Below are 20,998 nucleotides of genomic sequence, written 5' to 3' on the forward strand. Positions count from 1 at the left end.
CCCCTCGGGTTCCCCTCGCCGACCTGCATGTCGAGAACTCGCCTGGAGACCGAGAACCGGCCTTTCCGACCTGCATCTGTTTTCGCGGCATGCAGAACGGTCACGCGACTGCTTCTGCACAACTGCCGATTCAGCGCATCAGCCTGGATTTTGCAGGGGATCGTCACCACGCCGATCACGAATGCCCGAAGATCGCAGGATGCTCGCACCCGCAGATCTCCTGGACCGGCTCGGCGGCATCGCGCGCGGGAATCTCCTGCAGGAGTACGGAGTCACTCGTGGGCACCTCCGACGCGCAGTCGCGAGCGGCGAAGTGACCCGTGTGCGCCCCGGCGTGTTCGCGGCACGATCGGCCGATCCGCTGGAGCTCGCGGCGGCCGTGCATGGCGGTTCTCTCACCTGTGCTGCGGCTCTCCGAGCCCACGGGGTGTGGACGTTGCCGTCGTCCGACCGCACCGCTCATGTGTGGCTCGGTGGTTCAGGACGCGCGCATCCGCATCCGGATTGCACCTGCCGGGTGCATTACTCCCCCGGCATCGCCGCCCTCGGCGTCGCCCCGCTCGCCGAAGTTCTCGTGCACGTCTATCGATGCCTGGGCACCGAAGCCTTCTTCGCTGCGTACGAATCAGCGTGGAATCAGCGCTTGATCTCCGCACACGATCGGGCTCGCATCCGACGCGCGCTGCCGGCATCCGCCCGGTGGATGCTGGACCTCGCCCGCCCCGACGCGGAGAGCGGTCTCGAGTCCCTGCTGCGTCTGCGACTGCATCTGCTGGGTATCCGTCTCGAGTGCCAGGTGTCGATACACGGCGTGGGCCGAGTCGACTTCGTCATCGCAGGACGCCTGATTCTTGAGGCGGACGGACGCGAGAACCACACCGGAGCCGAACGCCGTCACCGCGACCTGATCCGGGATGCCGCGGCGTCTGCACGCGGCTACGAGACACTGCGGTTCGACTACGCGATGATCGTGCACGACTGGGATGCCGTCGTGCAGGCGATTCTTCCCGCCGTCAACCGCGCGCGGGCCTGAGACCGGCGACCCTGATGCACGCCGGAAACACACATGCATGCCCGAACACCGGAGTGTCTGCTTGCATGTGCGTCCTTGGCATGCAGGCCGGTCGGCATGCATGCCGGTCGGCCAGGCGGGCTACTCGACCGTGACGGACTTCGCGAGGTTACGGGGCTGGTCGACGTCGAGGCCCTTCGCCGTGGCGAGCGCCATCGCGAAGACCTGCAGCGGCACGACGGCGAGCAGCGGCTCGAACATCGGACCGGCGAGCGGGATGCGGATGACCTCGTCGGCGAACGGCAGCACGGCCGCGTCGCCCTCTTCGGCGACGACGATCACGCGGGCACCGCGGGCGCGGATCTCCTGGATGTTCGACACGACCTTGGAGTGCACGAGCGCGGAGTGCCGCGGCGAAGGGACCAGCACGAAGACCGGCTGTCCGGGCTCGATCAGGGCGATCGGACCGTGCTTCAGCTCACCGGCGGCGAAGCCCTCCGCGTGGATGTAGGAGATCTCCTTGAGCTTGAGCGCGCCCTCGAGGGCGATCGGGTAGCCGACGTGGCGACCGAGGAACAGCACCGAGCGGGTGTCGGCCATCCAGCCGGCGAGCTGCGACACGTGGTCGTTCTCGGTCTCGAGCACCTTGGCGATCTTCTCCGGCAGGGCGGCCAGCTCGGCGACGTCGACCGACGCATCGGTGATCGAACCGCGGACGCGACCCATGTGCAGCCCGAGCAGCAGCAGAGCGGTGATCTGCGCCGAGAACGCCTTGGTCGAGGCGACAGCGACCTCCGGGCCGGCGTGCGTGTAGACCACGGCGTCGGACTCCCGCGGGATCGTCGCGCCCTGGGTGTTGCAGATCGACAGCGTCCGGGCCCCGCGCTCGCGCGCATACTTCACGGCCATGAGCGTGTCCATGGTCTCGCCCGACTGGCTGATCGACACGACGAGCGTGTCGTCGCCGATCACCGGGTCGCGGTACCGGAACTCGTGCGCGAGCTCGACGTCGACGGGCACGCGCGCCCACTGCTCGATCGCGTACTTGCCGACGAGCGCCGCGTACGAGGCGGTGCCGCAGGCGGTGATGATCACGCGGTTGATACCGGTGAACAGGTCGTCGAGTCCGTCGAGCTCCGGGATGACCACCCGGTCTCCCTGGATGCGGCCGCGGATGGTGTTCGCGACGGCCTCCGGCTGCTCGGCGACCTCCTTGGCCATGAAGCTCGACCATCCGCCCTTCTCGGCGGCCGCCGCATCCCACGACACGTCGAAGGGCTCCGCCTCGACGGGCGTTCCGGCGAAGTCGGTGACGGTCACGGCATCCGGCGTGATCGAGACGATCTGGTCCTGTCCGATCGCGAGCGCCTTGCGGGTGTGCTCGACGAACGCGGCCACGTCGGATCCGAGGAAGTTCTCGCCCTCACCGAGGCCGATGACGAGCGGCGAGTTGCGCCGAGCGCCGACGACGAGGCCGGGGTGGTCCTGGTGCATCGCGAGGAGAGTGAACGCGCCCTCGAGGCGGTTGACGACGTTGCGGAACGCGAGCTGCAGATCGCCGCCGTTGCCGCGGTACTCGCGCCCGAGCAGGGCCGCGGCCACCTCGGTATCGGTCTCGCTGCGGAACGACACTCCGTCCGCCGCGAGCTCGTCGCGCAAAGTCGCGAAATTCTCGATGATCCCGTTGTGGATGAGGGCGAGGCGATCCTCGTCCGCCAGGTGCGGGTGGGCGTTGACGTCGGTCGGGCCGCCGTGCGTCGCCCAGCGGGTGTGCCCGATGCCGGTGCTGCCGTCGGGCAGGGCGGCGTCGGCAAGCGAGTCGCGCAGCGCCGACAGCTTGCCTGCCTTCTTGCGCATGCCGAGCGAACCGTCCTCATCGATGACGGCGACGCCGGCCGAGTCATAGCCGCGGTACTCGAGGCGGGCGAGGCCGGCGAGAAGGATGTCCTGGCTGGGCCGCGGGCCCACGTATCCGACGATTCCACACATGAGGTACAGAGTAAGCGCCGCATTTTGCGAAGGTTCCGAACGAACCCGCGTGACCGCGCCACCACGCGGATGCCGACGATCAGAGCTTGCGGAGGAGCACGCTCTCGACGCTGTGGTCGGCGCCCTTGTTCAGCACGAGGCGCGCCCGGTGCTTGGTCGGCATGACGTTCTCGACGAGATTGGGCATGTTGATCTCGTTCCAGTACCCCAGAGCCGTCGTGATCGCCTCGTCGTCGGTGAGGTGCGCGAACACGTTGAAGTACGACGAGGGGTTCGAGAACGCCCCTTGCCGCAGGGCGAGGAAGCGGTCGACGTACCACTTCTCGATATGCGAGGTGTCGGCGTCCACGAAGATCGAGAAGTCGAACAGGTCGCTCACCGCGACGTCGTTGGGGGCGGGCGGCGGCTGCAGCACGTTGAGCCCCTCCACGATGACGACGTCCGGCCGCCGCACGACCACGTGGGCATCGGGGACGATGTCGTAGCGCATGTGGGAGTAGAACGGAGCACGGACCTCTGCGGCCCCGCTCTTGACCTCGGTGAGGAACTCGATGAGCGAGCGACGGTCGTAGGACTCGGGAAAGCCCTTGCGGTCCATGAGACCGCGTCGCTCGAGTTCGGCGTTGGGGTAGAGGAAGCCGTCGGTGGTGACGAGCTCGACGCGCGGCGTTCCCGGCCACCGGCTCATGAGCTCGCGCAGCAGGCGCGCGATCGTCGATTTGCCCACCGCGACCGATCCCGCGACGCCGACGACGAAGGGTGTGGTCGAGTCGTCCTCCTGCAGGAAGTCGCTCGTGGCAGCCCCCAGGCGTTTGGTGGCCGTGGCGTAGAGGCTGAGCAGGCGGCTCAGCGGCAGATACACCTCACTGACCTCGGTGAGGTCGAGCCGATCGCCGATGCCGCGGAGCTCGACGACCTCGGTCTCGGTGAGCGGCTGATCGAGGCCCGCGGCGAGCCGTGCCCACTCCCGGCGCCCGATCTCACGATACGGAGACAGCGGAAGCGCGGGGTCGACGGTGGTCACCGCATCATCGTAGCGGGGCACCGGTAGTCTCTTGCCGTGCGCCTGGGAGTCCTCGACATCGGATCCAACACCGTTCACATGCTGGCGGCCGACGTGCGCGCGGGCGGACGCCCGCTCGCGACGACAAGCGATCGGACCGTGCTGCGCCTCATGCGCTACCTCACCGCCGACGGCGCGATCTCGGATGACGGTGTCCGCGCACTCGTGGACGCGGTGCGCCAGGCACGCCGGGTGGCCGAGGAGGAGCGCGTCGACGAACTGCTCGCGACCGCCACGAGCGCGGTGCGGGACGCGACGAACGGCACCGACGTGATCGCCCGGATCGAGGAGGCGCTCGGCCAGCCGCTGCAGGTTCTCGACGGGGAGACCGAGGCCGAACTCACCTTCCTCGCCGTGCGGCGCTGGTTCGGCTGGTCAGCCGGTCAGATCCTGCTGCTCGACATCGGCGGCGGCTCGCTCGAGATCGCGGCAGGCGGGGAGGAACTGCCGGATGCCGCGGCATCCGTCCCGCTGGGAGCCGGCCGCATGACGGTGCAGTTCCTGCCGAGCGATCCGCCGGGCGAGGCCGATGTCGAGAGACTGCGCACGCATGCCGCAGCGACTCTGGACGCCGTCCTTCCCCGATTCGCCGGGCTCCCCCGCCCCGACCACGTGGTCGGGTCGTCGAAGGCGATCCGCTCGCTCGCCAAGCTCGTCGGCTACCCCGTTCCCGGATGGTCGGGATCCGAGCGCATGCTGCTGCCGCGCACCGCCCTCGGATCGTGGATCCCGCGGCTCGCCCGTCTTCCGGCATCCGCGCGTCAGGAGCTGCCGGGCATCACCGCGGATCGCACGTTTCAGATCGTCGCGGCGGCGGTGTCGCTGCACACGGCGATGTCGGCGCTCGACGTCGACGAGCTCGAGGTGTCGCCGTGGGCGCTCCGCGAGGGAGTGCTGCTGTGATACATCGAGCAGCTGGGCCAGGCGCGTCCCTGACCCAGCGCTCGCGTACGACGGTGGTCAGAGCGCGAGGCGCTCGCGCACCACGTCCGCGAGACGATCGGCATAGGCCTGCGCGGATTCGGCGTCGGCTGCTTCGACCATGACGCGCACGAGCGGCTCGGTCCCGGACTTGCGCAGCAGGACGCGTCCGGTATCGCCCAGCTCAGCCTCGACCTCTCGGATCGCAGCCTGAACGACGTCGTCGGAGCCGACGGCGTCCTTGTCGACGTCGCGCACGTTGATGAGCACCTGCGGGTACACGGTCATGACGCTCGCCAGTTCGGCGATGGACTTGTTCTGGCGGGCCATCTCGGCCACGAGGTGCAGACCGGTGAGCAGACCGTCGCCCGTCGTCGCGAAGTCGCTCATGATGACGTGCCCGGACTGCTCGCCGCCGAGCGCATAGCCGCCCTCGTTCATGTCCTCGAGCACGTAGCGGTCGCCGACCGCCGTCTGACGGACGGTGATGCCGTGCTCGCGCATCGCGAGGTGCAGACCGAGGTTGCTCATCACCGTAGCGACGAGGGTGTCGTCGGTCAGGTGACCGCGCTCCTTCATCGACACGGCGAGGATCGCCATGATCTGGTCGCCGTCGATGACGCGACCCTCCGCGTCGACCGCGAGGCAGCGGTCCGCGTCTCCGTCGTGCGCGATGCCGATGTCGGCTCCCAGCCGGACGACGGCCTCGGCGAGGTTCTCGAGGTGCGTCGAGCCGACGCCGTCGTTGATGTTCCAGCCGTCGGGATCGGCGCCGATGACGGTGACCTCGGCCCCCGCATCGCGGAACGTCTCCGGCGAGACGCCGGATGCCGCGCCATGGGCGCAGTCGAGCACGACCTTGATGCCGTTCAGGCGGTTGGGCAGCGACCCGAGCAGGTGCACGACGTAGCGGTCCTCGGCGTCGGAGAAGCGGATGATCCGGCCGACGCCGGCACCGGTCGGGCGCAGCATCTCACCGGACATGGCCGCCTCGATGCGCTGCTCGACGACGTCGGGAAGCTTGCGTCCGCCGCGGGCGAAGATCTTGATGCCGTTGTCGGGCGCAGCGTTGTGCGACGCCGAGATCATCACGCCGAAGTCCGCGTCACGGTCGGCGACGAGGAAGGCGAGAGCCGGGGTCGGGATGACTCCGGCCTCGAGCACGTCGACACCGGAGGATGCGAGCCCCGCGGACACCGCGGCCTCGAGGAAGTGGCCAGAGACCCGAGGGTCGCGGGCGACCACTGCGGTGAGTCGCTTGCCTTCGGCTTTGCGAGCCTCCGCAGTACGGCCCTGGCCCAGGACGACAGCAGTCGCCTGGGCCAGGGTGAGCGCCAGGTCGGCGGTGAGGATGCCGTTGGCGAGTCCTCTCACGCCGTCCGTGCCAAAGATCGGCATCGGAGCAGTGGACCTTAGCGCTTGGAGTACTGAGGCGCCTTACGGGCCTTCTTGAGTCCGGCCTTCTTGCGCTCCTTGACGCGGGCGTCGCGCGACAGGAAGCCGGCCTTCTTCAGGGTCGGACGGTTGTTCTCGACGTCGATGCCGTTGAGGGCACGAGCGATGCCGAGACGCAGCGCGCCGGCCTGACCCGAGGGGCCACCGCCGGAGATGCGCGCGATGACGTCGTAGCCGCCCGCGAGGTTGAGAACCGTGAACGGGTCGTTGATCAGCTGCTGGTGCAGCTTGTTCGGGAAGTAGTCCTCGAGCGTACGGCCGTTGACCGTGATCGTTCCCGAACCGGGGACGAGGCGCACGCGGGCGATGGCCTGCTTACGACGGCCGACGGCGGCACCCGGAACGCTGAGCACGGGGCGGGGGGCCGCCTCGACAGCGTCGCTCTCGGGGGTCGAGGTCGAGAAGTTCTGGAGGTTTTCGGTGGAGTCCTGGATGTCAGCCACGAGTATGTCCTTAGTCTGTACGGCGCTTACTGGGCGACCTGGTCGAGGGTGTACGGCTGGGGCTGCTGCGCGGCGTGCGGGTGCTCGCCACCCGTGTACACCTTGAGCTTCGACAGCTGCTGACGGCCGAGGCTGTTCTTGGGGAGCATGCCACGGATGGCCTTCTCCACAGCGCGGACCGGGTTCTTCTCGAGCAGCTCGGCGTAGTTGACGGCCTTGAGACCACCCGGGTAGCCCGAGTGACGGTAGGCGATCTTCTTCTGGAGCTTCTGACCGGTGAGCGCGACCTTGTCGGCGTTCACGATGATGACGAAGTCACCCGAGTCGATGTGGTTGGCGAAGGTCGGCTTGTGCTTGCCGCGCAGGAGCGCTGCGGCGTGCGAGGCCAGGCGGCCGAGAACGACGTCGGTGGCGTCGATGACGACCCAGTCGCGCTGGACTTCGCCAGCCTTGGGAGTGAAAGTGCGCGTCACGATAGTGCTGCTTTCTTGTTCGAACGGAGAGGTTCGTGAATCCCACTCCGGGGTGGTTCCAACCTGTCGCGCGATGCGCAGGAGGGGGAACACGCCAGTGGAGGGCTCACGTTCGCGGCACCCGGCAGTCGAGTACCAAAGAGACAGCTTACGTCATCAGCGCCGTTCCCCCAAACCGGGCGTCAGGCGATGACGGTGCGCTCCCCCGGCAGAAGCACGCGCAGACGGTCGTCGCGGCCCGCATGCGCGAACATCCCGACGAGCCGCTCGGTGGTCTCGGAGAAGTGGAACCACCCCTCGGTGTGGACGGGGACCACGAGCGCATCGCCGAGCACCTCGGACGCCTCGAGCGCGGTCCTGGCGTTGAGGGTGAGGTCGGCGTCGCCGAAGCGTCCGACGTTCGCGGCTCCGGCGAACAGGACGGCCACGTCGATCAGGGGGAAGCGCGACACGACCTCGCGCACGACGTCGACCGAGGCGTTGTCGCCCGACACGTACACGGTCGGCCAGCCCTCGGCCTCGAGCACGAAACCCGTCACGGTGCCCGATTGCGCCTCGGCTCCCTCCGGGCCGTGCAGCGCGGGGACGGCGGTGACGGCGACGGATGCCACGTCACGACGCTCCCAGGGTGCGAGGCCGGTGACGTGCGGGATGCGGTCCGCGGACTCCGGCGTCCCCAGCACGAGGTCGGCGGTCGCCAACAACTCCCGCCCGGCGCCGTCGAGGTTGTCGGGATGCTGGTCGTGCGAGAGCAGGACGACGCCGATGTGTCCGAGCGCGGAGGCGGGGACGGCCGGCCCCGTGAGCTTGTAGAGCGTGGCGCCGCCCGGGTACTCCCCCGGCGCGTCGAACGTGGGGTCCGTGAGGATCGATAGCCCGGCGTAGGAGAAATGCAGGGTGGGGCCGCCCACGAGCAGCGCGGAGATCGTCATCCGACCAGTCTCCGGCATCCGCTCGTCGGGGTCCAGGCGCGTGCCGTCACCACGCCGGCACGGGGGCGGTCAGTCGAGACGCGCCGTGACGAGGATCGGGCGGTGGTCGCTCGATCCCTGCGGCAGGGTGGTGACGCGCTCGATCTCGAAGCCGGCGGAGGTCGCGAAGTCGTAGTGCCCGCGGAACACGCGATACCGCGTGTAGGTGTGATCGTCGCTCAGGGTGAGCGCATAGCCGTGCTCGCGCACCGCGTGGCCGAGGTTCTCCTTGAACACGGGGTAGTTGTAGTCCCCCACCATGAGCTGCGGGAGTCCCTCGCCGAGGGTGGCGAGCTCGGTGAGCGCGGCGCGGATCTGGTGCCGCCGCAGCGAGTTCAACGCGGTCAGCGGCGCGGCGTGGAAGGAGGCGGCGATGAACTCGCGGCCGGCGTCGATGTCGCGCAGACGAGCGCCGAGCACCCGCTCGTGCGCGGGCTTCGCGATGCGGTCGTGCAGCGACTTCTTCAGGCCGATGGTGCGGATGCCCTGCAGCCGGAACGCGCTCTCGCGGTAGAACATCGCGAGCCCGAGCCGGTTGCCCTGGGTGGCGTCGGCCAGGGCGAGATCACCGATCCGCTCCGGCAGGTGCGCGACATCGCACTCCTGCAGGCACAGGATGTCGGGGTCGTGCGCGGTCGCGAGCGCGACCAACTCACCGGCGGCGCGGTGCTTGCGCAGGTTGTACGAGATGACCTTCATGACCTCGGCAACGTTACCGTCCGCGGCTGTGCCCCGGGTCCGTTCACGCGTCGTATCCCCAGCGGATGCCCAGCACGCCAGGGCCGAACCCGTGCTTCGCGACATGGACCGCCCCGTGCGCGACCGACCGCATCGCCGTCACGTACTCGTCGGACGTCTCGCAGTACTCCTCGCACCAGGTCGGAGGGGCATCCGGATGGAACCGCACCCAGATCAGCGTCTCGCGCGCCGGCCGGGAGGTCGCGTGCCAGACGGACTGGCGCGGCGGATAGCCCGCGGGAAACCTCTCGGTGAATTCGAAGAGCGTCGTCGCGCCGGTCGTGATCGGCTCATCGAGCGCGATGACCACACCGGAGAGCAGACCGCCGGGATGCAGGTACTCGCGGTCCACACGACCGCCGATCACATCGGAGATCTCCGACATCACGTCGGTCTCGACGGGCGCGACGTCGATCAGCGGGATCTCGGCGATCGCGCCCTTGGTCGCCTGCACGAGAGAGCGCATCGTGATGCTTTCCACCGCACCGTCCCGCCCCACGAAGGCCGTCACCTGCGTGGAGAGGTCGCGGAGCGCGTCTTGCGTCGCCGCGCGCAGTGCCGTCAGGGTCTCGGCGGTCTCGCGCAGCTCGCGCACCTCATCGAACGGCAGCTGCGGCGGTGCCAGCGGTCCGAGCCGCGCCGACGGGCCGAGCAGGCCGGTCAGCTGCCCGCGGTTCATGCCGAGTTGGTCCTCCAGTCCCTCGACCACGCTCAGCGACTGCGCGCCTTCGGGTTGGCGCGCGCCCGACCGCCAGTAGCTGAGAGTGGCCATCGACACGGGATTGCCTTCGTCGACGAGCCGGCGCTGGAGACGTGCGAGAGTGATGCCGCGTTCGGAGATCGCCGCGCGCAGGGCAGCCGCGAACGCGCCACGGTGCTCGTCGTTGCGTTCCGTCACCGTCCCCTCGCCGTCGTGTGAAGAAGCGTCTCGTAGCCTCAGTGTACGGCTCCGCAGAACCCACCCCTCGGAGCCGGCGCGTCAGTCGTCGGAGCCACTCGCGGCGGCTGCCCTCGCGGTCTTCAGCTGAGTCGGTCGGGGCACGGCTTCACCGGGATGCAGCGCATCCCGCGCGGCCTGGCGCTCCCGTCGGGCACGCGGCGAGTCCATGAGGCCCAGAACGATCCCCACGAGGATGAGAACGAGCGCCGTCCCGAGCACCGGACCGACATCGAGGACGGTCCACTCCGCCCAGACCGCGCCGGTCGCGAAGATCAGCCCACCCGCGCCCAGCGTGCTGAGACCCAGCTGCAGACGCGTCAGGGCGCGATTGCCCGAGAGCAGGGGCGCGATGAACTCGGGGTCGACCGTGCGGACCTCGCCGGTCGCAACCCATCGCGTCAGCGCGACCTCTCGCGCCGCCTGCAGCACCACCCCGCCGGTCCAGGCCACGATGCCGAGAGCCGCGCAGAGCGCGATGGCCACCCCGCTGCCGAGGCTCAGCACGTCGATTCCGTTCTCGATCGGCTCGTCCCAGTACACGGGGTCGCAGGTGCGGCACTGCTGCCGCATGTAGACGGAGAGCATGAAGGCGCCCAGAGACACGAGCGTCGCGACCGTGAGGACAGCGGCGACCCGTGCGACGAGGCGGGCGGACGGCACGACGAGCCAACGAGGAAGCATCGCCCGTGGCGCGAATTCCCTCCGCCGGCGGTCGGCCTCTTCCGCCCGCGGCACCTGCCCCTTCCACCGCGCCTGCAGGGCGGCCACCCGCGGTGCATCGCGCAGCATGAGGCGTCCGCCTGCCCCGACCACGAGCGATGCGGCGAGCGCGAGGACCACGACGATTCCCAGGACGCCCCACATCACGGGGTCCTCGCGGAACTCGTCCGTGAACACCACCATCAGCGCCAACAGACCCCCGACGCCGACGATCGACCAGAAGACCGCGAGCCCGGTGCGTCGCAGGTACTGCCCCGGCGACGTCACGAGCTCCGCGCGGAGGCGCTGCGGGGGCACAGCCGACGGGTTCGCCTCCGCAAGTCTCTCGACGAGCCGCAATGCGGCCGCGCGCTCGGCGACGAGCACGAACGGCACGGTCGCCGCGAGGATCGCGCCGAAGAGCAGGATCACGCCCATCGAGGCACGGAGGAGCGGATCGAGGTCGATCTGCGAGTAGAGGGTAGACAGCGCCTCCTCCCCCACGATGCCGGACACGAGGAGGGCGAGGAACGCGTACAGGAGACCGACGATCAGCCCGACGCCGGTGTCGAGCAGCGCGCGCCAGAAGGCCCACCCCGGCGAGCTCACCTCGACGAAGACGGCATCCGACTCCTTCATCACTCCTCCTCGACCCGACGTCTCGCTCTGGTCTGCTCTGCCCTGGCCGACAACAGCTCGTCCGCGGGGTACCCCACCTCGGTGAGCGTGAGACCCCGGGCGGCCAGGACCTTGAACTCGCTCGTGCGGGTGAGAGCGTCGCGGAGCACGACGAGGTCGTCGACCCCGAGGCGCCCCTCGCCGACCGCAGCACACGCACCGACGAGCGCTCGCACCATGCTGTGACAGAACGCGTCCGCCTTCACCTCTGCGACGAGCACGCCGTCGGCATCCCGCTGCCACCGGTAGTCGAGGAGCGTGCGGATGGTCGTCGCCTCCTCGCGCGGCTTGCAGTATGCCGCGAAGTCATGGAGTCCGATGAGGGTGCGGGCAGCGGCATCCATCGCCTCCCCGTCGAGCGTCCCGCGATGCGTCGTGGTGTCCAGTCGGCGCAACGGATCGTACCCGGCCGCCTCGTCCGCGAGCCGGTACCGGTATCGGCGCCACACAGCCGAGAATCGCGCGTCGAAGCCCGCCGGGGCGAGCGCCGATCGCGTGACCGTCACATCCGGGTACGCGCCGAGCACGCCGCGCATGCGATTGGCGATCGAGCCCGCCGGGTCGTCCGCCGCGCGGCCGTGGCGCGACTCGACGCGCGCCCACTGCTCGTCGTCGAGGTCGACGTGCGCTACCTGTCCGGAGGCGTGCACGCCGGCATCCGTCCTCCCCGCGACGACGAACTGCACCTCGGAGCCGACGATCCGGGCGAGCGCCGCCTCGAGTGTGCCCTGAACCGTGCGGAGGGAGGGCTGCCTGGCCCACCCTCGGAAGTGGGTGCCGTCGTAGGCGATGTCGAGCCGGATGCGCACCACTTCAGCCTAGGGCCGGAGTCAGATGCCCCCGTCGATCGACCGGATCGTCACGTTCGGCTCGTCGGGCACCATCACCTGCGTGTCGCGGTTGAGGCTCTCGCCGCGGAAGAATCGCTTGGACCGCGGGAACAGGTACCAGACGAACATCAGCACCAGTCCGAAAGCCAGCGAGCCGATACCGATCACGAACGTGCCGCCGATGCCGAAGAGCACCGTGTAGCCGTAGTCGACGTCCCACATGTCGATCGCCGATTGCACGAACGCGTAGGTGAGCATGAGTCCGCCGAGGAGCGGGAAGAGTCCCTTGAAGAAGAAGTCGCGCGCGGAGTTCCTCAGGTCCTTCCGGAAGTACCAGACGCACGCGAATCCGGTGATCGCATAGTAGAACGCGATCGCGAGCCCGAGCGACAGGATCGAGTCCTGCAGGATGTTGTCGCTGATGAGGGTCATGCCGACGTAGTAGGCCGAGGCGACGACGCCCATGACGATCGTGGAGAACGAGGGCGTCTTGTACGTGGGGTGCACGTCCTTGAACTTCGCGGGAAGGGCGCGGTACACCCCCATCGCGAGAGTGCCTCGGGCGGTCGGCAGGATCGTCGTCTGCGTTGACGAGATGGCGGAGATGATCACCGAGACCACCAGCACCCAGCCGAACGGGCCGAGCAGGCCGTCCTTGATCGCGAGGAAGAAGTCATCGGCGTTCGCCTCGTTGCCGAGACCCGTGCCGTCCTCCCCCAGACCCGCGTACATCATCGCGGCGATCGTGACGGCGACGTACGTGAACAGCAGGATGATGGTGGTCAGCAGCGCGGCACGCCCGGGGATGCGCTTCGGGTCCTTCGTCTCCTCGTTGAGCGCGAGACAGGTGTCCCATCCCCAGTAGATGAAGAGCGCGAGCAGGATCGCCTCGATGAATCCGGAGTAGTCCGTGAAGGCGAAGGGGTTGAGCCAGGCGATGTCGAACGGCGTGGGGTTCGGCGCGGTGCCTGCGAAGAACTGCCAGAGCGCCGCGACGATGAAGATCGCCAGGGCGAGGTACTGGATCCCGAGCAGGACGTTCTGGATGCGCTCGCCGATCTCGACGCCGCGCCAGCTCACCCACGTCATGGCAGCGATGAAGAACACCGCGACGAGGATGATGCGCCAGTCGTTGTTCTCGAGGTCGAAGCCGATCAGCGACCAGAAGTAGACGGAGGCGATCTGCGCGAGGTTCGCGAGCACGACCATGCCGGCGACCGCTACGCCCCAGCCACCCATCCATCCCACCCAGGGCCCGAATGCCTTGGTTCCCCACGTGAACGTGGTCCCGCAGTCGGGCACGGCGTTGTTCAGCTCTCGGTAGGCGAAGGCGATGAGGAGCATCGGGATGAACGCGATGATGAACGCGATCGGAGCCTGGGCGCCGACGGCGAGCACGACGAACCCGAGCGTCGCGACGAGCGAATACACGGGCGCGGTCGAGGCCAGGCCGATGACGGTCGACCCCCACAGTCCCAGGGAGCCGCTGGCGAGCCCCTTGCCGTCGGGTCGTTCGAGATGGATGGGCGTCGTTGCTGACATGATCAGAAGATACGACTTCCACTCATATCGCGTCAATCGTTTTCTTCGACCGATGGATTTCGCGGCCGCTCGTGCGCCGGAACGACGGAATCAGTCGGTTCAGTCGCGATCGAGCATTCCGTCCGCATGGTCGGCGACCCACGCGACCAGGGGCAGCATGCGCTGCATCAGATCGCGTCCGAGCGGAGTGAGGCTGTACTCGACGTGGGGCGGGACCGTAGGGAACGATTCGCGATGCACGAGCCCGTCGTCGGCGAGAGTGCGGAGGGTCGACGCGAGCATCTTCTCGCTGATGCCGCCGACCTCGCGGCGCAGCTCTCCCCAACGTCGGGTGCCGTCGGACAGGCTCGACAGCACGAGCACGCCCCACTTGCTCATGACGTGGTCGAGGATCACGCGCGTGCTGCATCCCGGCTCGAAGACCTGTGGGGTCGACTCGCGGATCTGCGCATAACTCACCGTCATGTAGGTACCTTACCGCAAAGTGGGTACCCACGATGCGGAATGCACCGGCACATGACCTCGGTTGAGCGGGATGTCAGCAATGAAAGGACATCCCATGACCATCCTCGTCACAGGAGCGACCGGCCAGCTCGGTCGTCTCGTCATCCAGAGCCTGCTCGAGCGCGGCGCCGACCCGCAGTCGATCATCGCCGGCGCCCGCGATACCGCGAAGGCCGCCGACCTGGGCGTCCGCGTCGCGCGTCTCGACTACACGGAGCCCTCCTCGATCGCGGCGGCGCTCGAGGGCGTGGACGCAGTCCTCCTCATCTCGGGATCGGAAGTGGGGCGACGGACGGAGCAGCACCAGGCTGTCATCGACGCCGCGAAGCGAGCCGGGGTGACGAAGTTCGTGTACACGAGCGCTCCCAAGGCGACGACCAGCGACCTCGTCCTCGCGCCCGAGCACAAGGCCACGGAGGAGGCGATCACCGAAGCCGGTATCCCGGCCGTGATCCTCCGCAACAACTGGTACACCGAGAACTACGCCGCCGACCTCGCGCGCGCCGCCGAGACCGGGGTCATCGCCGCCGGTGCCGGCGACGGACGGGTGGCGTCGGCGAGCCGCAAGGACTTCGCGGAGGCGGCAGCGGTCGTGCTCCTCGAAGACGGTCACCTCGGTCAGGTCTACGAGCTGGGCGGCGACGTCGCGTGGAGCTACGACGACCTCGCCGCAGCCATCGCCGAGATCACGGGTCGCGGGGTCGAGTACCGACGGCTCACGCCTGACGAGCAGTCTGCGTCACTGCGTGCAGCCGGTTTCGACGAGGGGACCGTCGGCTTCGTCGTGGCTCTGGACGCCGGCATCGCAGGCGGCGCACTCGCCGACACCGACGGCACCCTCGCTCGTCTGCTCGGCCGCCCGACGACGCCGCTGGTCGACGGTCTACGCGCGATCGCCTGAACCGATCGAACGTCGAGAGGGCGCCTGATGCTCCGGCGCCCTCTCGAACCGCGTCTGCGGGTTGTCCTGTCTCAGGCGGAGTCCTCGCGCGAGTGCACGTACGCCACCGTGAGCGCGATCGAGGAGAGCGTGATCCCCTCCTCGCTCAGCGCCTCGTCGACCGCGGCACGCACCGCCCGAAGGGTCTCCCGCGCGCCGGGCAGGAAGTCGATGCCCAGCGAGGCCTCGACGCGCACACCCGGCCCCTCGAGCGAGACCACCACCACCGGCTCGCCGCCGGCGCGAAGCCCCAGCGCCGCAGCGCCCGCTCCGACGAGATTCGACACGAGCGACCCCGAGCGATAGAGGTCACGCACTCCGGGCACCGCTCGCACCACGGCCTCGACACGCTCGACCAGCGCCGGGGTGATGTCGGTCATGACCGCCCCTCCGTCCACTTCTCGATCCTCTGGATATCGCGCACGGTGACGTCGATCGAGGTCACATGCAGGTCGGTGTGCCGACGGACGCGATCGGCGACCTCGGCCCGCAGCTGCGACACCGCCTGAGGGATGGGCTCTCCGTAGAGCATGCTCACGTCGATTCCGATCGCCACGGGCGTGCCGATCGTCGTCACGTCGCCGTCGAGCGCCGTGCGTCCGACGAGGACTCCGGGGACCGCGTTCTCCGCCGAGCGGATGAGCCCCCGCAGAGCACCCTCGGTGATGCCGAAGTCCGCGGCGGGATCCTGCTCGTCGAGCGGCACGCGTCGGCCGGCTCGGGCATCGAGCGCGATGCCGCTCAGGATGCGGTCGACCCAGCTGTCCTCGACCGGCGGCATCGCCGCGGCATCCGCGTCGATGAGCTGGCCGCCCAGCCCATGGAGTCGTGCGAGTGCATCGAGCGCGAGTTGGCAGCCGGGCGATCCCTCGATGGAGGGGTCGCGCGGGGTCCGCCCCGCCTCAAGGTAGTCGGCGAGCTCGTCGAGCGTGTGCCCGTCGAGGTCATCCGGTTCGAGTCCGAGCCGGCGCACCTCGGGCGCTCCCTGATCGTCGCTCATCGCCACTCCTCCATTCGAACGATCATGTACTTCCTCGCGCGCGAGAGAAGGCCGCGCGCCGTCGACACCGGGATGTCGAGCTCCTCGGCGATCTCGTCGTACGAGTAGCCGCCCATCTCGCGGAGCACCCAGCACTCCCGCTGCGCGGCCGGCAGCTCTTGCAGCGCCGCCCCCAGTGCGGCGATGCCGGCCCGAGCCTCGACCACGTGGTCGGGCCCAACGTGGAACGGCGCCGGCTGCTCGATCTCGTCGACGTCGACCGTCGGACGGAGTGCTCGGATGCGGTCGACCGCCTTCCGGCTCACGATCCGCATCAGCCAGCTCTTGACCTTCCCGGGGTCCTCGAGCTCGGAGAACCGCTGCCACGCCGTGACGAAGGTCTCCTGCACGATGTCGTCGACATCGGCCGAGGCGTTCAGCATCCGCTGCGTGTACGCGCGCATCATCGGCGTGTACCGCCGGACGAGTACGGCGAAGGCAGCGACATCCCCGTCGATCGCTCGACCTGCGACGATCCGATCGTCGGCGAGTTCGAGAGCTCCGCGAAAAGGGCCCGTCGCCATGTGTCCATCCCCTCGTTCTTTCCCCCAGTGGGGATTCGGAGCAGAATCCGCAACGGATCGGCCTTCACCCGACCGCCTGCGCTGCCCATCGTGAATCCCTTCCCGCCTCTCGGCGGAGTCCCTGCCTCAGCACCGCGAACGCGCTGAGGGTCGTCGTCCCCACGACAACCCTCAGCACGGGTCGCAGTGTCGCGACATCTGTAAGACGCATCGACCCCGGGAAACGTCACAAACTTCTCGGAAGTTGCACTTCCCTGCGTATGGTGCATAATTGCACTCTATGAATGAGAGTGCAGAATCGACCCGCGAGCAGCGGAAGCGCGAGACCGCTCGAGCACTGACCGACGCCGCTCGGCGGCTCACCGTCAAGCACGGCTTCGCCGGATTCACGGTCGAACAGCTCTGCGCCGAGGCCGGAGTCTCGCGCCGCACGTTCTTCAACTACTTCGAGAGCAAGGAGAACGCGGTCTTCGGCGTCACGGCGCTGGATCCGCGCCAGCACGCGCTCGAGCAATCGTTCGTGCGCGCCGACGGCGACCTTCTCGACGACTTCCTCCGCCTCACGGTCGATCGCTTCGCGCTGATGAACCCTCTGGACGACGCACCCGCGATGTTCGCCGTGATCGAGCAGGAGCCGCGACTGCTCAAGGCCGCGTTCGAACAGCTCGCCAAGAACGAGCGGCGCGACATCGACCTCATCCTCGAGCGGACCGGCGACGAGGGGGGCGCCGCGCTGCGGGCCGAGGTCATGGTCCATACCGTCGGCGCCCTCGTGCGGCTGAGCATGGACCAGATGCTGCACCACCAGTCCACCGAGCCGTTCGGCGACCTCATCGCGCGCCGTCTCGACGCCGCCCGTACCGTCTTCGCACAGAAAGCCGACTGATGTCCGCCACCGCCACCAAGGACGCGCCGTTCCTGCTCACCAAGCGGCGCATCTGGATCATCTTCAGCGCCCTCATCGCGGGCATGCTGCTCGCCAGTCTCGACCAGACGATCGTCTCCACGGCGATGCCGACGATCGTCGGGCAGCTCGGCGGCGTCGACCACCAGGTGTGGATCACGACCGCCTACCTGCTCGCCACCACGATCGTGATGCCGATCTACGGCAAGTTCGGCGACGTGCTCGGGCGACGCAACCTCTTCCTCGTCGCCATCGCTCTCTTCACGCTCGCGTCGGTGGGCTGTGCGTTCGCCACGGACTTCTGGATGTTCGTGGTGTTCCGCGCACTGCAGGGTCTCGGCGGCGGCGGGCTCATGATCCTGTCGCAGGCGATCATCGCCGACATCGTGCCGGCCAACGAGCGCGGCAAGTACATGGGACCCCTCGGCGCCGTGTTCGGCCTTTCGGCCGTGGCCGGTCCTCTGCTCGGCGGGTTCTTCGTCGACCACCTGACCTGGCAATGGGCGTTCTACATCAACATCCCGGTGGGCATCGCCGCCTTCATCATCGCCCTCGTCGCGCTGCAGCTGCCGAGCAAGAAGGCGGAGAAGCCGATCGACGTCTTCGGCGTCATCTTCCTGTCGATCGCCACCACCTGCCTCATCTTCTTCACCGACTTCGGCGGCGACGCCGAGTTCGGCTGGGACTCCGCCGCGACCTGGGCCTGGGGTGCCGGACTCGTCGTCGCCGCCGCGGCGTTCCTCGTCACCGAGTCGCGGGTGCAGGACCCGATCATCCCGTTGAGCCTGTTCCGCAACCCGATCTTCGTGAACGCGACCGCGATCGGCCTCGTGCTCGGCATCGGCATGTTCGCTGCGATCGGCTTCGTGCCGACGTTCCTGCAGATGTCGTCCGGCACGTCTGCCGCGGCATCCGGCCTGCTGATGATCCCGATGATGGTGGGCCTCATGGGCACGTCGATCTTCTCGGGAATCGCGATCTCCAAGACCGGGAAGTATAAGGTCTACCCGATCGTCGGCACGATCGTCACGGGACTCGCGATGGTGGCCTTCACGACGCTCTCGGCCTCGACCCCGATCTGGCTGATCTGCGTGTTCCTGTTCTTCTTCGGCGCCGGTCTCGGACTGATCATGCAGGTCGTGGTGCTCGTCGTGCAGAACGCCGTGCCCGCGGGGGAGATCGGCACCGCGACCAGTACGAACAACTACTTCCGCGAGGTGGGGGCATCGCTCGGCACCGCCGTCTTCGGGACGCTCTTCACGACGCGACTCACCGAGAACCTGCGAGGAGTCTTCGGCGGCGCGGGCGCCTCTCCCGAGGAGGCCTCGCAGGCCGCGTCGACGATCGACCCCGCGACCCTCAGCGCCCTCCCCGATGAGGTCCGCGACGGCATCGTCACGGCCTACGCGGATGCTCTCGCGCCGGTCTTCTGGTACCTCGTACCGTTCATCGCGGTGGCGCTGCTGCTCTCGCTCCTCCTGAAGCAGATACCGCTCTCCGACCAAGCGGGGCTCGTCGCCCGCGGCGAGGCGATCAGCGGCGAGGAGGCGGAGCGCCTCGAGGCCGAGCAGCGCGGGCTCTCCGGCGGATCAGCTCGCGTCGATGCCGGCGACGCTCACAGCCGGTGACGACGCAGAGGGGCCCGGAACTCCGCGGAGTCCCGGGCCCCTCTGTCATCCGGTCGCCTGTCAGGGCAGGTCGGCCACGTCGACCTCGTCGTCGTCGCCGGAGGTCTGCCCCTCCCCTGGCGTCGCCTCGTCGGGTTCCGGATCACGGTCGTTCGTCACGAAGTCGGCGTCCACGCCGGTCGCGTCGATCTCGGCCTCGTCTCCGGGCGGCATCTGAGGGTCTGACATGATCACTCCGATCTCTGCTGCGGACAGGAGCACCAGTCTCGCTGCGACGGAAGATCTGGGCGATCCCCTTGACAGCGGGTCAGAGGATGCCGGTGAGCACACCGCCGTCGGCTCGCAGCGCTGCACCGTTGGTGGCCGATGCGACGGGGCTCGCGAGATAGGCCGCGAGGTGCGCGATCTCGCGGGGGTCGATGAAGCGCTCCAGCAGGCTGGTGCGGTTCTGGCCGATGATCGCCTCGCGCATCTCGCTCTCGGACGTGCCGCTGGAGCGGGCGATCGCCTCGACCGAGGCGGCGACACCCTCTGAGTACGTCGGGCCGCCGAGCACCGAGTTGACGGTGACGGCGGTGCCGCGCGTGAGCTTCGCGAGGCCGTTGGCGAGCGCGAGCATCGCCGCCTTCGTCACCCCGTAGTGCACCATGTCGCCCGGGACGTTCACGCCGGACTCGCTGCTGACGAAAACGATGCGTCCCCATCCTCGCCGCAGCATCCCGTCGAGCAGCGCGCGCGACAGGCGGACGCCGCTCATCAGGTTGACCTCCAGGTACCGGGACCACTCCTCGTCGCCGATGGCCGCGAAGTCGGCGAGCCCGAACAGTCCGACGTTGTTGACGAGGATGTCGACGTCGCCGAGAAAGTCGATCAGACGCGCGACCGCCTCCGCATCGGCGAAGTCCGCCGCGAGCCCCGACACCATCGCATCGGGACACTCGGCCCGGAGGCGCTGCACGGCCCCGTCGAGTCGTCCTGTGTCTCGGCCGTTGAGCACCACCTCCGCTCCCTCCGCCGCGAGGGCTGTCGCGATGGCGAAGCCGATCCCCTGACTCGATCCGCTGATGAACGCCCTCTTACCCTGAAGCCGCAGATCCATCCCATCCCCTCTTCCCGGCGCATGCGCACCTCCATGACTTGCTTGAGCAAGTGATGCTACGCGCCATCACTTGTCTGAGCAAGTCATCAACGCCTACGCTGTCACCATGACCGACCCGACGAGATCCGCGTTGACTCCCGACGAACTCGCGATCTGGGCGTCACTGGCATCGATGCTGGAGCGCCTGCCGGCCGCTCTCGACGCTCAGCTGCAGCGCGACAGCGGGCTGACGCACTTCGAGCACGGCATCCTGCAGGCGCTCGATCTGGCGCCCGAACGCACGCTGCGCCTCAGCACGATCGCCGCCTACGCGAGCTGCACCCTGTCACGGCTGTCACGCGCGATCTCACGCCTCGAGAAGAAGGGCTGGGTGCGGCGCGAGATCGATCCGACCGACGGACGCTTCACGCTCGGAGTTCTCACGGACGCCGGTCATCGAGCGGTCGTCGCCTCCACGCCCGGTCACCAGGCGCTCGTCCGCGAGCTCGTCTTCGGCGCGCTCACTGCCACTCAGGCGCGTCAGCTCGGCGAGATCAGCCGCCGCATCGCGACCGCCGTCGGACCTGGTGAGCCCTGGAGCCCGCCACCTCCCGCCTGACGCCCGCG

General features: G+C 68.6%; 23 protein-coding genes. 6 read left to right on the top strand and 17 right to left on the bottom strand.

Annotated elements, in window-relative coordinates:
* The first annotated feature begins 199 nt into the window (after positions 1–199).
* Positions 200–1,033, top strand: a complete 834-nt coding sequence (locus tag M3195_RS08000; RefSeq protein WP_251586307.1) for a type IV toxin-antitoxin system AbiEi family antitoxin domain-containing protein — start codon at positions 200–202, stop codon at positions 1,031–1,033.
* A 120-nt stretch (positions 1,034–1,153) separates the two neighbouring features.
* Here M3195_RS08000 and glmS read toward each other — a convergent pair whose 3' ends face one another.
* Entirely contained in the window at positions 1,154–3,001 is a 1,848-nt protein-coding gene (gene glmS, locus M3195_RS08005; RefSeq protein WP_251586309.1) for a glutamine--fructose-6-phosphate transaminase (isomerizing), read from the bottom strand.
* A 79-nt stretch (positions 3,002–3,080) separates the two neighbouring features.
* Entirely contained in the window at positions 3,081–4,025 is a 945-nt protein-coding gene (gene coaA, locus M3195_RS08010; RefSeq protein WP_251586311.1) for a type I pantothenate kinase, read from the bottom strand.
* A 36-nt stretch (positions 4,026–4,061) separates the two neighbouring features.
* Here coaA and M3195_RS08015 point away from each other — a divergent pair, with 36 nt between their 5' ends.
* On the top strand, positions 4,062–4,967 hold the full coding sequence (locus M3195_RS08015; RefSeq protein WP_251586313.1) for a Ppx/GppA phosphatase family protein: 906 nt from the start codon (positions 4,062–4,064) through the stop codon (positions 4,965–4,967).
* Positions 4,968–5,024: 57 nt separating this feature from the next.
* Here the strand turns inward: M3195_RS08015 and glmM are convergent, their stop codons facing one another.
* From glmM to M3195_RS08065, 10 genes are all read right to left on the bottom strand, one after another.
* On the bottom strand, positions 5,025–6,383 hold the full coding sequence (glmM, locus tag M3195_RS08020; RefSeq protein ID WP_251586315.1) for a phosphoglucosamine mutase: 1,359 nt from the start codon (positions 6,381–6,383) through the stop codon (positions 5,025–5,027).
* A 14-nt stretch (positions 6,384–6,397) separates the two neighbouring features.
* Positions 6,398–6,883: a 30S ribosomal protein S9 gene (gene rpsI, locus M3195_RS08025; RefSeq protein ID WP_096714316.1), complete on the bottom strand. Its 486-nt coding sequence runs from the start codon at positions 6,881–6,883 to the stop codon at positions 6,398–6,400.
* A gap of 26 nt (positions 6,884–6,909) precedes the next feature.
* A complete protein-coding gene (rplM, locus tag M3195_RS08030; RefSeq protein WP_096714317.1) occupies positions 6,910–7,356 on the bottom strand; it encodes a 50S ribosomal protein L13 in 447 nt (148 codons plus the stop codon).
* Positions 7,357–7,538: 182 nt separating this feature from the next.
* A complete protein-coding gene (locus M3195_RS08035) occupies positions 7,539–8,288 on the bottom strand; it encodes an MBL fold metallo-hydrolase (RefSeq protein WP_251586317.1) in 750 nt (249 codons plus the stop codon).
* 69 nt (positions 8,289–8,357) lie between these two features.
* Entirely contained in the window at positions 8,358–9,026 is a 669-nt protein-coding gene (locus tag M3195_RS08040; protein ID WP_251586319.1) for an endonuclease/exonuclease/phosphatase family protein, read from the bottom strand.
* A gap of 43 nt (positions 9,027–9,069) precedes the next feature.
* Complete coding sequence (locus M3195_RS08045) at positions 9,070–9,963, bottom strand: hypothetical protein (protein WP_251586321.1); 894 nt, start codon at positions 9,961–9,963, stop codon at positions 9,070–9,072.
* An 81-nt stretch (positions 9,964–10,044) separates the two neighbouring features.
* The gene (locus M3195_RS08050) at positions 10,045–11,343 is read right to left on the bottom strand and encodes a hypothetical protein (protein ID WP_251586323.1); all 1,299 of its coding nucleotides are present in this window, start codon (positions 11,341–11,343) and stop codon (positions 10,045–10,047) included.
* The gene (gene truA, locus M3195_RS08055) at positions 11,343–12,191 is read right to left on the bottom strand and encodes a tRNA pseudouridine(38-40) synthase TruA (RefSeq protein WP_251586325.1); all 849 of its coding nucleotides are present in this window, start codon (positions 12,189–12,191) and stop codon (positions 11,343–11,345) included. Before truA ends, M3195_RS08050 begins: the two co-directional genes overlap by 1 nt.
* A 21-nt stretch (positions 12,192–12,212) precedes the next feature.
* Entirely contained in the window at positions 12,213–13,754 is a 1,542-nt protein-coding gene (locus M3195_RS08060) for an APC family permease (RefSeq protein ID WP_251586327.1), read from the bottom strand.
* A 99-nt stretch (positions 13,755–13,853) separates the two neighbouring features.
* Positions 13,854–14,219 (bottom strand): winged helix-turn-helix transcriptional regulator, encoded by a 366-nt coding sequence (locus M3195_RS08065; RefSeq protein ID WP_251586329.1) that lies wholly within the window; start codon positions 14,217–14,219, stop codon positions 13,854–13,856.
* A 94-nt stretch (positions 14,220–14,313) separates the two neighbouring features.
* Here M3195_RS08065 and M3195_RS08070 point away from each other — a divergent pair, with 94 nt between their 5' ends.
* On the top strand, positions 14,314–15,159 hold the full coding sequence (locus tag M3195_RS08070) for an SDR family oxidoreductase (RefSeq protein ID WP_251586331.1): 846 nt from the start codon (positions 14,314–14,316) through the stop codon (positions 15,157–15,159).
* A 71-nt stretch (positions 15,160–15,230) separates the two neighbouring features.
* On the opposite strand, the gene M3195_RS08075 is transcribed toward M3195_RS08070, so the two are convergent.
* The 3 genes from M3195_RS08075 to M3195_RS08085 are packed head-to-tail and all read right to left on the bottom strand — an operon-like array spanning position 15,231 to position 16,761.
* A complete protein-coding gene (locus M3195_RS08075) occupies positions 15,231–15,578 on the bottom strand; it encodes a hypothetical protein (RefSeq protein WP_251586333.1) in 348 nt (115 codons plus the stop codon).
* On the bottom strand, positions 15,575–16,198 hold the full coding sequence (locus tag M3195_RS08080; RefSeq protein WP_251586335.1) for an Asp23/Gls24 family envelope stress response protein: 624 nt from the start codon (positions 16,196–16,198) through the stop codon (positions 15,575–15,577). The genes M3195_RS08075 and M3195_RS08080 overlap by 4 nt, the downstream gene beginning before the upstream one ends.
* Complete coding sequence (locus M3195_RS08085) at positions 16,195–16,761, bottom strand: RNA polymerase sigma factor (protein WP_251586337.1); 567 nt, start codon at positions 16,759–16,761, stop codon at positions 16,195–16,197. The genes M3195_RS08080 and M3195_RS08085 overlap by 4 nt, the downstream gene beginning before the upstream one ends.
* A 280-nt stretch (positions 16,762–17,041) precedes the next feature.
* Between M3195_RS08085 and M3195_RS08090 the strand changes: the two genes are divergently transcribed.
* Together M3195_RS08090 and M3195_RS08095 are read left to right on the top strand one after the other, a co-directional pair.
* Entirely contained in the window at positions 17,042–17,647 is a 606-nt protein-coding gene (locus tag M3195_RS08090) for a TetR/AcrR family transcriptional regulator (protein ID WP_251586339.1), read from the top strand.
* Positions 17,647–19,293 carry an MDR family MFS transporter gene (locus tag M3195_RS08095; RefSeq protein WP_251586341.1) on the top strand — a complete coding sequence of 549 codons (1,647 nt, stop codon included), beginning with the start codon at positions 17,647–17,649 and terminating at the stop codon, positions 19,291–19,293. Before M3195_RS08090 ends, M3195_RS08095 begins: the two co-directional genes overlap by 1 nt.
* Before the next feature lie 60 nt (positions 19,294–19,353).
* On the opposite strand, the gene M3195_RS08100 is transcribed toward M3195_RS08095, so the two are convergent.
* Both M3195_RS08100 and M3195_RS08105 read right to left on the bottom strand, forming a co-directional pair.
* Positions 19,354–19,521: a hypothetical protein gene (locus M3195_RS08100; RefSeq protein ID WP_251586343.1), complete on the bottom strand. Its 168-nt coding sequence runs from the start codon at positions 19,519–19,521 to the stop codon at positions 19,354–19,356.
* 79 nt (positions 19,522–19,600) lie between these two features.
* Positions 19,601–20,392, bottom strand: coding sequence for an SDR family NAD(P)-dependent oxidoreductase (locus tag M3195_RS08105; RefSeq protein ID WP_251586345.1), 792 nt, complete (start codon positions 20,390–20,392; stop codon positions 19,601–19,603).
* A 106-nt stretch (positions 20,393–20,498) separates the two neighbouring features.
* On the opposite strand from M3195_RS08105, the gene M3195_RS08110 reads away from it, so the two are divergent.
* Positions 20,499–20,990 carry a MarR family winged helix-turn-helix transcriptional regulator gene (locus M3195_RS08110; RefSeq protein WP_251586347.1) on the top strand — a complete coding sequence of 164 codons (492 nt, stop codon included), beginning with the start codon at positions 20,499–20,501 and terminating at the stop codon, positions 20,988–20,990.
* Positions 20,991–20,998: the final 8 nt, after the last annotated feature.

This window comes from Microbacterium hydrocarbonoxydans, assembly GCF_023715885.1.
Classification (GTDB): Bacteria; Actinomycetota; Actinomycetes; order Actinomycetales; family Microbacteriaceae; genus Microbacterium; species Microbacterium hydrocarbonoxydans_C.

What these genes read in the sequence shown, in the direction of transcription:
- M3195_RS08095 (WP_251586341.1), top strand. Translation starts at nt 17,647, where the DNA reads ATGTCCGCCACCGCCACCAAGGACGCGCCGTTCCTGCTCACCAAGCGG.
- M3195_RS08090 (WP_251586339.1), top strand. Translation starts at nt 17,042, where the DNA reads ATGAATGAGAGTGCAGAATCGACCCGCGAGCAGCGGAAGCGCGAGACC.
- glmM (WP_251586315.1), bottom strand. Translation starts at nt 6,383, where the DNA reads ATGCCGATCTTTGGCACGGACGGCGTGAGAGGACTCGCCAACGGCATC.
- M3195_RS08085 (WP_251586337.1), bottom strand. Translation starts at nt 16,761, where the DNA reads ATGGCGACGGGCCCTTTTCGCGGAGCTCTCGAACTCGCCGACGATCGG.
- M3195_RS08075 (WP_251586333.1), bottom strand. Translation starts at nt 15,578, where the DNA reads ATGACCGACATCACCCCGGCGCTGGTCGAGCGTGTCGAGGCCGTGGTG.
- M3195_RS08050 (WP_251586323.1), bottom strand. Translation starts at nt 11,343, where the DNA reads ATGAAGGAGTCGGATGCCGTCTTCGTCGAGGTGAGCTCGCCGGGGTGG.
- M3195_RS08000 (WP_251586307.1), top strand. Translation starts at nt 200, where the DNA reads ATGCTCGCACCCGCAGATCTCCTGGACCGGCTCGGCGGCATCGCGCGC.
- glmS (WP_251586309.1), bottom strand. Translation starts at nt 3,001, where the DNA reads ATGTGTGGAATCGTCGGATACGTGGGCCCGCGGCCCAGCCAGGACATC.
- M3195_RS08065 (WP_251586329.1), bottom strand. Translation starts at nt 14,219, where the DNA reads ATGACGGTGAGTTATGCGCAGATCCGCGAGTCGACCCCACAGGTCTTC.
- M3195_RS08070 (WP_251586331.1), top strand. Translation starts at nt 14,314, where the DNA reads ATGACCATCCTCGTCACAGGAGCGACCGGCCAGCTCGGTCGTCTCGTC.
- M3195_RS08040 (WP_251586319.1), bottom strand. Translation starts at nt 9,026, where the DNA reads ATGAAGGTCATCTCGTACAACCTGCGCAAGCACCGCGCCGCCGGTGAG.
- M3195_RS08060 (WP_251586327.1), bottom strand. Translation starts at nt 13,754, where the DNA reads ATGTCAGCAACGACGCCCATCCATCTCGAACGACCCGACGGCAAGGGG.
- M3195_RS08080 (WP_251586335.1), bottom strand. Translation starts at nt 16,198, where the DNA reads ATGAGCGACGATCAGGGAGCGCCCGAGGTGCGCCGGCTCGGACTCGAA.
- M3195_RS08105 (WP_251586345.1), bottom strand. Translation starts at nt 20,392, where the DNA reads ATGGATCTGCGGCTTCAGGGTAAGAGGGCGTTCATCAGCGGATCGAGT.
- M3195_RS08110 (WP_251586347.1), top strand. Translation starts at nt 20,499, where the DNA reads ATGACCGACCCGACGAGATCCGCGTTGACTCCCGACGAACTCGCGATC.
- M3195_RS08100 (WP_251586343.1), bottom strand. Translation starts at nt 19,521, where the DNA reads ATGTCAGACCCTCAGATGCCGCCCGGAGACGAGGCCGAGATCGACGCG.
- M3195_RS08035 (WP_251586317.1), bottom strand. Translation starts at nt 8,288, where the DNA reads ATGACGATCTCCGCGCTGCTCGTGGGCGGCCCCACCCTGCATTTCTCC.